The sequence below is a fragment of the Micromonospora sp. NBC_01655 genome, from assembly GCF_026339755.1.
Lineage (GTDB): Bacteria > Actinomycetota > Actinomycetes > Mycobacteriales > Micromonosporaceae > Micromonospora.
Genome location: NZ_JAPEQF010000001.1, coordinates 5,521,381 through 5,532,592 on the forward strand (window position 1 = coordinate 5,521,381; position 11,212 = coordinate 5,532,592).

Annotated in this window: 1 protein-coding gene; it reads right to left on the reverse strand. The window is 77.0% G+C overall.

Annotated features, from left to right (window positions below; genetic code table 11):
- Positions 1–3 precede the first annotated feature (3 nt).
- Positions 4–11,181 carry a type I polyketide synthase gene (locus OOK41_RS24800; protein ID WP_266266888.1) on the reverse strand — a complete coding sequence of 3,726 codons (11,178 nt, stop codon included), beginning with the start codon at positions 11,179–11,181 and terminating at the stop codon, positions 4–6.
- Between the last annotated feature and the right edge of the window lie 31 nt (positions 11,182–11,212).

Here is an 11,212-nt window from a genome sequence, read left to right on the forward strand (position 1 = left end):
TGGTCACGACGTCTCCAGCTCGCGGTCGATCAGGTCGAAGATGTTCTCGGCGGTGGCCGACTCCAGGTCGTCGTCGTCGCCGTCCGCTTCCGACTGCCGCTCGGCCAGCCGGTCCAGCAGGCCGTGCAGCCGGTCGGTGATCCGGCGGAACTCGTCGTCGGCCGGGTCGAGGCCGGCGAGCGCCGCCTCGATGCGGTCGAGTTCCCGCCCGGCCACCGCCGACCGGTCCGCCGTCTCGGCCGGGGCGAACTGCCCGGCCAGGTGCGCGGCGAGCGCCGCCGGCGTCGGGTTGTCGAAGACCAGCGTCGCCGGCAGCCGCAGCCCGGTGGCCGCGCCGAGCCGGTTGCGCAGCTCGACCGCGGTGAGCGAGTCGAAGCCGAGTTCCCGGAACGCGCGGGTCGGCTCGATGCCGGCCGGGTCGCCGTGGCCGAGGACGACGGCCACGTTCGACAGCACCAGGTCGCGCAGGGCGCGTACCCGCTTGTCGTCGGAGAGGCCGGCCAGGGTCGCGGCGAACGCCTGCCCGTCGGCGGCCTCCCCGGCGGCGACCCGGCGGCCGGCGGCGCGGACCAGCCCGGCAAGCAGCGGGTGCACGGGCGCGCCCGGCGTCGCCGCCCCGGTGCTGATCTTCGCCGGCACGAGGACGGGGCGTTCGGACCGCCAGCCGGCGTCGAACAGGGCCAGGGCCTCGTCGTTGGACAGCGCGGCCATGCCGCCCCGGTCGAGCCGGCGGATGTCGGCGGCGTCGAGGTGCCCGGTCATGCCGCTGGCCTGTGCCCACCGGCCCCAGGCCAGGGCGACGGCCGGCAGGCCGAGGGCCCGGCGGTGCTCGGCGAGGGCGTCGAGGAACGCGTTGCCGGCGGCGTAGTTGCCCTGCCCCGGGCCGCCGAACACCCCGGCGGCGGCGGAGAACAGCACGAACGCGGTCAGCTCGTGGCCGAACGTGGCCCGGTGCAGGTTCCAGGCCGCGTCGACCTTCGGCCGCAGCACCGCGTCGAGCCGGTCCGGGGTGAGCGAGGAGACGGTGCCGTCGTCGAGGACCCCGGCGGCGTGCACGACGGCGCACAGCGGGTGCCGGGCGTCCACCATGGACAGCACGTCGGCGACGGCGTCCGGGTCGGCCAGGTCGGCGGCGACGATCGACACGTCCGCGCCGAGCGCCTTGAGGTCGGCCAGCAGCTCGTCGGCGCCCTCGGCGTCCGGGCCGCGCCGGCTGACCAGGAGGAGCTGCCGGGCGTCGTGCGCGGTGACCAGGTGCCGGCAGAGCAGCGCGCCGAGGGTGCCGGTGGCGCCCGAGACGAGGACCGTGCCGTCGAGCCGGGGCGGCTGCGGGATACTCAGGGCGAGCTTGCCGACGTGCCGGGCCTGGCTGAGGAAGCGGAACGCCTCCGGGGCCCGCCGCACGTCCCAGGTGCGCCGGGGCAGCGGGCGCAGCGCGCCGGCGGCGAACAGCGCCATCAGCTCGCCGAGCATCCGGCCGATGGCGTCCGGCCCGGCCTCGATGAGGTCGAAGACCTGGTAGCTGACTCCGGGGTGGGCCGCGGCGACCCGCTGCGGGTCCCGCTTGTCGGTCTTGCCCATCTCGACGAACCGGCCGCCCGGGGCGAGCAGCCGCAGGGACCCGTCGACGAACTCGCCGCTGAGCGCGTTGAGCACCACGTCGACGCCCCGCCCGCCGGTGCGGTCGCGGAACTCCTCGGCGAAGTCGAGGGTTCGGGAGGAGGCGAGGTGCGCGTCGTCGAGGCCGGTGGCGCGCAGCGCCGGCCACTTGCCGGGGCTGGCCGTGCCGTAGACCTCCGCGCCGAGGTGGCGGGCGATCTGCACGGCGGCCATCCCGACGCCGCCGGCCGCCGCGTGCACCAGCACCGACTCCCCCGCCGTCAGCCGGCCCAGCTCGACCAGGCCGTACCAGGCGGTCAGGAACACCACCGGAACGGCGGCGGCGTCGGCGTACGACCAGTCGTCGGGGATGCGGGTGAGCAGGCGGCGGTCGGTGGCCGCGACGGAGGAGAACGAGCCGGAGAAGATGCCCATCACCCGGTCGCCGGGGGCGAGGTCGGTGACCCCCGGCCCGACGCCGAGCACCACGCCGGCCCCCTCGTTGCCCAGCACCTCCTGGTCGGGCACCATGCCCAGCGCCAGCACCACGTCGCGGAAGTTCAGCCCGGAGGCGCGCAGCGCGACGAGGACGTGCCCGGCCGGCAGGTCGCCCTGCGCCGGGGCGGGCAGCAGGGCCAGGTTCTCCAGCGTCCCCTGCTCGGTGACGTCGAGCCGCCACGGCGTGCCGTCGGCCGGCAGCGGCAGCACCCCGGCGTCGCGGGCCCGGACCAGCCTGGGTGCCAACGGCGCGCCGTCGCGGACCGCGAGCTGCGGCGCGCCGGAGGCGACCGCCGCCGGGACGGCCGCGAGGGAGGCGGCGGCCCCGTCGGTGTCGAGCAGCGTGAACCGGCCCGGGTGCTCGGACTGGGCCGACCGGACCAGCCCCCACACGGCGGCGCCGGCCAGGTGGCGGGGGGCCTCGCCGGGGGCCGCGCCGACCGCGCCGGCGGTGTGCAGGACCAGCCGGGCCCGGTCCAGCCGTGGCTCGCCGAGCCACGCCTGCACCAGGGCGAGGGCGTCCCGGGCCGCGTCGTGCGCGGCCTCGGCCGCCCGCGCCGGGTCCGTGTCGGTCCCCAGGTCCACCACCACGTCGGGTACGTCCCCGCCGCGCTCCATTGTGGCGACCAGCGCCGCCAGGTCGGGGTGGCCGGCGACGGGGTGACCGGCGGCGGCGAGCGCGTCACCGAGGCCGGGGGTGTCGTCGCCGAGCAGCGCCCAGCGGGTCGCCGCCGCCGTCGCGTCGGCCGGCGGCAGCGGCGTCCAGTCCAGGTGGAACAGCGCGTTGCGGCGCAGCGCGGCGGCCTCGTCGGCGTGGCCGGCGGCGACCGGGCGGAAGGTCAGCGACTCGACGGTGGCGACCGGCTGGCCGGCGGTGTCGGCGAGGGTGACCGAGACGGTGTCCGGGCCCAGCGACCGCATCCGCACCCGCAGCCGGGTCGCGCCGTGGGCGTGCAGGCCGACCGCGCGGAAGGCGAACGGCATCCAGCCGGTGCCGGCGGCGGCGTCCTCGCCCAGCAGGGCGGTGAGCCCGCTGACCTGGAGGGCCGCGTCGAACAGGGCCGGGTGCAGCCCGAACCGGGGGGCCTCGGCGGCGGCGGAGTCGGGCAGGGCCACCTCGGCGTAGACCTCGTCGGCGCCGCGCCACACCCGGCGCAGGCCCCGGAAGGCGGGGCCGTAGCCGAGGCCGCCCTCGGCCATCGTCGCGTACCAGGCGTCGAGGTCGGCGTCGACCTCGACCGCGTCGGCCGGCGGCCACTGCCCCGCAACGACCATCGGGGCGGGAAGCTGCGGGAGCAGCAGGCCCTCGGCGTGCCGGGTCCACTCGCCCGTGCCGTCGGACTCGGGCCGGGAGTGCACGGTGACGACCCGCTCGCCGGTGTCGCTCGGCGCGCCGACGCGCACCTGCACCTGCACGGCGCCGCCGGGCGGGAGCACGAGGGGGCTGATCAGCGTCAGGTCGCCCACGTGGCCGGCGTCGACCTCGTCGCCGGCCCGGACCACCATGTCGACGACGCCGGTGCCGGGGACGATCACCGCCCCGCCGACGGCGTGGTCGGCCAGCCACGGGTGGGTACGCACCGACAGCCGGCCGGTGAGCACCACCGTCTGGTCGTCGGCGACGGGGATCGCCGCGCTGAGCAGCGGGTGGCCGGCGTCCTGGAGGCCGGCGGAGCCGACGTCCCGGACCCGGTGGGCGGGTGGCTCCAGCCAGTAGCTGCCCCGGTGGAAGGCGTAGCTGGGCAGGTCGACGGTGGCCGTGGCGGCGAGGACCTTCGTGAGGTCGACGGGCAGGCCGACGGCGTGCGCGGTGGCCAGGTTGGTCAGCAGCCGGGTCGCGTCGTCGTCGCCCCGGCGCAGGCTGCCCAGGGTGTGCCCGGTGATGCCGGTGTCGTCGAGGATCGCCGTCACCGGCATGGTCAACACCGGATGCGGGCTGATCTCCACGAACGTGGAGTGCCCCGCCGCGATGGCGACCCGCACGGCGGCGTCGAACTGCACGGTCCGGCGCAGGTTGTCGTACCAGTAGTCGGCGGTCATGCTCGCCGGATCCACCCAGTCCCCGGTCAACGTGGACACCAGCCGTACGTCGCCGGCCTGCGGGATCACGTCGGCCAGGTCCGCCCGCAACTGCTCGGCGACCTCCTGCACCGACGCCGAGTGCGACGCGTAGTCCACCGGAATCAGCCGGGCGCGGATGCCGTCGTCGGTGCACGCCTGCACCAGGTCCGCCACGGGCTGCGGCGGGCCGGAGACGACCACCGTCCCGGGACCGTTGACCGCCGCCACCCCGACCCCCGGGAAGCCCGGCAGCCGCTCGGCGACCGCCTGCGCGGACAGGTCCACCGACGCCATCGCCCCCGTACCCCGCAGCACCGCCAAGGCACGCGAACGCAGAGCCACCGTCCGCGCCGCGTCGTCCAGCGACAGGATGCCCGCCACGCAGGCCGCGCCGATCTCACCCTGCGAGTGACCGATGACCGCCTGCGGGGCGACGCCCGCGTGCCGCCACACCGCCGCCAGGGCGATCCCGACGGCCCACAGCACCGGCTGCACCACCTCGACCCGGTCCAACCACGACTCGTCCTCGCCGGTGAGCACCGCGACCAGATCCACGTCCAGGAACGGGGCCAAGGCCCGCTGGCACTCCGCCAGCTTCGCGTCGAACACCGGCGTCCGACCGATCAGGCCGGCGGCCATCCGCGCCGATTGCGCGCCCTGCCCGGGGAACACGAACACCGGACCGGCACCGTGGGACGCGGCCACGCCCGTCACCACGTCGGCGGCCGGCAGGCCGCCCGCGAGCGCTTCCAGGCCCGCCAGAAGCTCCTCGACGGTCGCCCCGACGACCGACGACCGCTGGTCGAACGCGGACCGGGTCGTGGCGAGGGACCACGCCACGGCGGCGGCGTCGAGGTCGCCGCGTCCCCGGAGGTGGGCGGCGAGGCGGGCGGCCTGGCCGGCGAGGGCGGCCTTCGACCGGGCCGACACCGGCCACACCGTCACGTCCGCGTCGACCAGGCCCGGGGCCACGGCGACGACGTTCGGACCGGCGGGCTCGTCGGCCTGCTCGATGATGACGTGCGCGTTGGTGCCGGACATGCCGAACGACGACACCGCCGCCCGCCGCGCCCGGCCCGTCTCCGGCCACGGCGTGGCCTCGGTGACGAGGGCGACCGCCCCGGCCGTCCAGTCGATGTGCGACGACGGCGCGTCGACGTGCAGCGTCGCGGGTACGGTCCCGTGCCGCATCGCCTGCACCATCTTGATGATTCCGGCGATGCCGGCGGCGGCCTGGGTGTGGCCGATGTTCGACTTGATCGAGCCGAGCAGCAGCGGGGCGGCATCGCCCCGCTGCTGGCCGTAGGTGGCCAGCAGCGCCTGCGCCTCGATCGGGTCACCCAGGGTGGTGCCGGTGCCGTGCGCCTCCACCACGTCCACGTCCGCCGTGGACAGCCGCGCCGACGCGAGGGCCTGCCGGATCACCCGCTGCTGGGAGGGCCCGTTCGGCGCGGTGAGGCCGTTGGACGCGCCGTCGGAGTTGACCGCGCTGCCGCGCACGATCGCCAACACGTGATGCCCGTTGCGGCGCGCGTCGGACAGCCGCTCGACCAGCAGCACACCGACGCCCTCACCCCAGCCGGTGCCGTCCGCCGCCTCCGCGAACGGCTTGCAGCGGCCGTCGGCGGCGAGGGCCCGCTGGCGGGAGAACTCGGCGAACGTGCCGGGGGTGGCCATGACGGTGACGCCGCCGGTCAGGGCGAGATCGCACTCGCCCCGGCGCAGCGACTGCACCGCCAGGTGCAACGCCACCAGCGACGACGAACACGCCGTGTCCACCGACACCGCCGGCCCCTCCAACCCCAACGCGTACGCCACCCGACCCGACACCACACTCGCCGCATTCCCCGTCCCCGCGAACCCCTCCACCTCATCCGCAGCAGACACCATCAACAGGGCCCCATAGTCCTGACCATTCGTCCCCACGAACACCCCTGTTCGCGAACCCCGCAACCCCGCCGGATCAACCCCTGCCCGCTCCACCACCTCCCACGACGCCTCCAACAACAACCGCTGCTGCGGATCCATCGCCGAGGCTTCCCGCGGCGAGATGCCGAAGAAGGCCGCGTCGAAATCCGCCGCGTCGTAGAGGAATCCGCCCTGGTCGGAGTACGTGGTGCCGGGGTGCGCCGGGTCGGGGTCGTAGAGGCGGTCGAGGTCCCAGCCACGGTTGGTGGGGAAGTCGCCGATGGCGTCGACGCCGTCGGCGACGAGCTGCCACAGCCGGTCCGGGTCGTCGGCGCCGCCCGGGTAGCGGCAGGCCATGGCGACGATGGCGATCGGCTCGTCGTCGTCCGCGGTGGTCGCGGCGGCGGTCGGGGCCGGCGCGGCGGCGGCGCCGAGGAGGCCGGTGAGCAGGTGCCGGGCCAGCACGACCGGGTTGGGGTGGTCGAAGACGAGGGTGGTGGGCAGCGGCTGCCCGGTGGCGGCGACCAGCCGGTTGCGCAGTTCCACGGCGGTCAGCGAGTCGAAGCCGAGGTCGCGGAACGCCGTGCCGGCCGGGACGGCGGCGGCCCCGCCGTCGTGGCCGAGCACGTCGGCGGCCAGTTCCCGGACCAGGTCGGTGACGGTCTCCTCGCGTCGGGCGGCGGTCAGCCCGGTGAGCCGGCGACGCAGGGTCGCGGCGGGGCCCTCGTCGCCGTCGTCGACGGGCGCGCCGCCGTCGAGGGCGGCCCGTGCCTCCGGTACGCCGTCGAGCAGCGGTCGCCGCCGCGCCGACGCGTACGCGGGGGCGAAGCGGGACCAATCGACGTCGGCGACGGTGACGGCGACGTCGTCGTGGTCGAGGGCCTGTTGCAGGGCGCCCATCGCCACGGCGGGGTCCATCGCGGGCAGGCCACGGCGGCGCAGCCCCTGGTCGGAGTCGGCCCCGTGCATGCCGCCGTCGGCCCACGGGCCCCAGGCGACGGCGGTGCCGGCCCGGCCGTCGGCGCGCCGCTGCTGCACGAGCGCGTCGAGGTACGCGTTGCCGGCCGCGTAGCCGGCCTGGCCGGCGCTGCCCCAGGTCGCGGCGATGGAGGAGTAGACGAGGAAGGCGTCGAGTTCCCGGTCGGCGAGCAGGTCGTGCAGGTGGGTGGCGCCGGCGGTCTTGCCGGCGGTCACCTCGGCCAGTTCGGCCGGGGTGATGGCGGCCAGCGGGGTGGCCTGGGCGACGCCGGCGGTGTGCACGACGACGCGGACGGGCGGGCCGTCGGCCTCGACCCGGTCGAGCAGGGCGGCGAGGGCGGCGCGGTCGGCGATGTCGCAGGCGGCCACGGTGACCCGGGCGCCGAGGGCGGTCAGCTCGGCCTCCAGCTCGGCGGCGCCGGGGGCGGCGGGCCCGCGCCGGCTGGCCAGCACCACGTGTTCGGCGCCGGCGGCGGCGAGCCAGCGGGCGGCGCGGGCGCCGAGCCCGCCGGTGCCGCCGGTGATCAGCGCGGTGCCGGTGGGCGTGAACCGGCGTACCGGGGGGCGGTCGCCGACGGCGGCGCGGACCAGGCGGCGGGCGAAGACGCCGGGGCCGCGTACCGCGAGCTGGTCCTCGCCGCCCGCGCCGGTGAGGATCGCGGCGAGCCGGCCGGCGGCGCGGTCGTCGGGGTGGGTCGGCAGGTCGACCAGGCCGCCCCAGCGGTGCGGTGCCTCGACGCCGACGACCCGGCCGAGGCCCCAGATCGCGGCCTGCGCGGGGTCGGCGAGCCGGTCGTAGGAGGCGGCGGCGACGGCGCCCCGGGTGACCAGCCACAGCGGGGCGTCGATCCCGGCGTCGCCGAGCGCCTGGACCAGGGTGAGGGTGGCGGCCAGGCCGGGCAGGGCGGCCCGGTCGGCGGTCGGCGCTTCCCAGGCGAGCAGGGAGACGACCCCGGCGACGTCGGTGCCGGCGAGGGCGGCGGCGAGGGCGGACCGGTCGGTGTCGGGGGCGATGGTCAGCGGCAGCGGTTCGGCGCCGGCGGCGGTGAGCGCGGCGCGGAGGGCCTGCGCGGACGGGTCGTCGTCGAGGCCGGCGGGCAGGGCGAGCAGCCAGGTGCCGGTGAGTCGGCCGGCGGCCGGTTCGGCGGTGACCTGCCAGTCGGCCCGGTACCGCCAGCCGTCGAGCAGCGAGTGTTCCTGCCGCTGCCGCCGCCAGTCGGTGAGGACGGGCAGCAGGGTGCGCAGGGACTCGGCGGTGGCCTCGTCGTCGACGGCCAGGGTGTCGCGCAGGGCGTCGAGGTCGGCCCGTTCGACGGCGGCCCAGAAGCGCCGGTCGAGCAGCCCGGTCGCGGCGGCGGCCGGGTCGGCCGGTTCCTCGGCCGGCACCCAGTAGTGCTGCTGCTCGAACGGGTAGGTGGGCAGGCCGACGAGGCGGCCGGGCCGGTCGGCGAGGAGGTCGGCCCAGGCCACGGGCGTGCCGGCGACGTGCAGTCGGGCGAGCGCGGCGAGCAGGGTGCGGCGTTCCGGGCGGTCCCGGCGCAGCACCGGCACGACCACGGCGGGGGCGACGTCCGGGGCGGTCTCGACGGTGGCGAGCGTCTCCTCGGTGGCGGCGGTGAGGACCGCGTCGGGGCCGACCTCGACGAACGTGCCGGCGCCGTGGGCCCGCAGGGCGCGGACGCCGTCGGCGATCCGGACGGCCTCGCGGACGTGCCGCACCCAGTACTCCGGGGTGCGCAGCAGCGCCGGGTCGGCCAGCGCGCCGGTCAGGTTGGACACGATCGGCAGGGTGGGGGCGCGCAGGTCGAGGCGGGCGACGACGGCCGCGAACTCGGCGAGCATCGGCTCCATCAGCGGGCTGTGGAAGGCGTGGCTGACCCGCAGCCGGCGGACCTTCACCCCCCGCCCGGCCCAGAGTTCGGCCAGCTCGTCGACGGCCGGGCCGGCGCCGGAGACGACGACGGAGGCGGGCCCGTTGACGGCGGCGACGGCGACCCGGTCGGTGAGCCCCGCCAGGGAGGCGGCGACGTCGGCCTCGCCGGCCGCGACGGCGAGCATCGCCCCGCCGGCCGGGAGGGCCTGCATGAGCCGGCCCCGGGCGGCGACCAGGTCGGCGGCGTCGGCGAGGGTGAGCACGCCGGCCACGTGGGCGGCGGTGATCTCGCCGATGGAGTGCCCGGCGACCAGGTCGGGGGCCAGTCCCCAGGAGCCGAGCAGCCGGTGCAGCGCCACCTCGACGGCGAAGAGGCCGGCCTGGGTGAACACGGTCTGGTCGAGCAGCGCCGCGTCGTCGGTGCCGGGCGAGGCGAACAGGACGGGCTTCAGCGGCCGGGGCAGGTGCGGGTCGAGGTGGGCGCAGGCCTCGTCGAGGGCCGCCGCGAAGACGGGGTACGCCTCGGCCAGCTCGCGGCCCATCCCGGCGCGCTGGGCGCCCTGGCCGGAGTACAGGAACGCGACGCCGCCCCGGTCGGCGGCGACGCCGGTGACCAGGCCGGGGGCGGGCCGGTCGTCGGCGAGGGCGGTCAGGGCGGTGAGCAGGCCGGCGGGGTCGTCGGCGAGGACGACGGCGCGGTGTTCGAGGGGGGACCGGGACACCGCCGAGGTCCAGGCGACGTCGGCGGGGCGCGGGCCGGAGTCGGCGGCGAGGTGGGCGGCCCAGCGCTCGGCCTGGCGGCGCAGCGCGGTGCGGGTGCGCCCGGTGAGCAGCACCGGCGCGGGGCCGGGCGGTTCGGGCCGCTCGTCGGTGGCGGCGGGTTCCTCGGGCTGTTCGAGGATGAGGTGGGTGTTGGTGCCGCTCATCCCGAACGAGGAGACGGCGGCCCGGCGGGGCCGGTCCACGGCCGGCCACGGGGTCGGCTCGGTGACCAGGGTGACCGCGCCGGTGGACCAGTCGACGTGCGGGGTGGGCTCGTCGACGTGCAGGGTGGCGGGTACGGTCCCGTGCCGCATCGCCTGCACCATCTTGATCACCCCGGCGATGCCGGCGGCGGCCTGGGTGTGGCCGATGTTCGACTTGATCGAGCCGAGCAGCAGGGGTGCGGCGTCGCCCCGCTCCTGCCCGTACGTGGCCAGCAGCGCCTGCGCCTCGATCGGGTCGCCGAGGACGGTGCCGGTGCCGTGCGCCTCCACCACGTCCACGTCCGCCGTGGACAGTCGCGCGCCGGCCAGGGCCTGGCCGATCACCCGCTGCTGGGAGGGCCCGTTGGGGGCGGTGAGGCCGTTGGACGCGCCGTCCTGGTTGACGGCGGAGCCCCGGATCACGGCGAGGACGGGGTGGCCGTTGCGGCGGGCGTCGCTGAGGCGCTCCAGCAGCAGCATGCCGACGCCCTCGGACCAGCCGGTGCCGTCGGCGGACGCGGCGAACGACTTGCACCGGCCGTCGGCGGCCAGCCCGCGCTGGCGGGAGAACTCGACGAACGGGCCGGGGGTGGCCAGCACGGTCGCGCCGCCGGCCAGGGCGAGGCCGCACTCGCGCTGGCGCAGCGCCTGGCAGGCGAGGTGGATGGCGACGGACGCCGACGAGCAGGCGGTGTCCACGGTGACGGTGGGGCCTTCGAGGCCGAACGTGTACGCGAGCCGGCCGGAGACGACGCTGGCGGCGGTGCCGGTGAGCACGTACCCCTCGACGCCGGGGGCGCGGTGCAGTACGGCGGCGTAGTCCTGGCCGGAGGTGCCGACGAAGACGCCGGAGCGGCTGCCGCGCAGCGACAGCGGGGCGATGCCGGCCCGCTCGAACAGCTCCCAGGTGACCTCCAGCAGCAGCCGCTGCTGGGGGTCCATGGCGACCGCCTCGCGGGGGGAGATGCCGAACAGGGCGGCGTCGAACTTCCCCGCGTCGTGCAGGAACCCGCCGGAGCTGGTGGTGGAGGTGCCGGGCCGGTCGGGGTCGGGGTGCTGGAGGCGCTCCAGGTCCCAGCCCCGGTCGGTGGGGAAGCCGCCGATCGCGTCCCCGCCGGTGGAGACGAACGACCACAGGTCCTCCGGCGAGGCGATGCCGCCCGGGTAGCGGCAGCTCATCGCGACGATCGCCACCGGCTCGGACTCCTCGGCGGTGACCTCGCGCAGCCGTTGGCGGGTCTGCTGCAGCTCGGCGACGACCCGCGTCAGGTATTCGCGCAGCCGCTCTTCGTCCGCCATGACTTCTCGCTTTCTCGTGACACCCACAGGT

Bases quoted from the DNA above. Each gene is read 5' to 3' on its own strand.
- OOK41_RS24800 (WP_266266888.1), bottom strand. From the start codon at position 11,181: ATGGCGGACGAAGAGCGGCTGCGCGAATACCTGACGCGGGTCGTCGCC.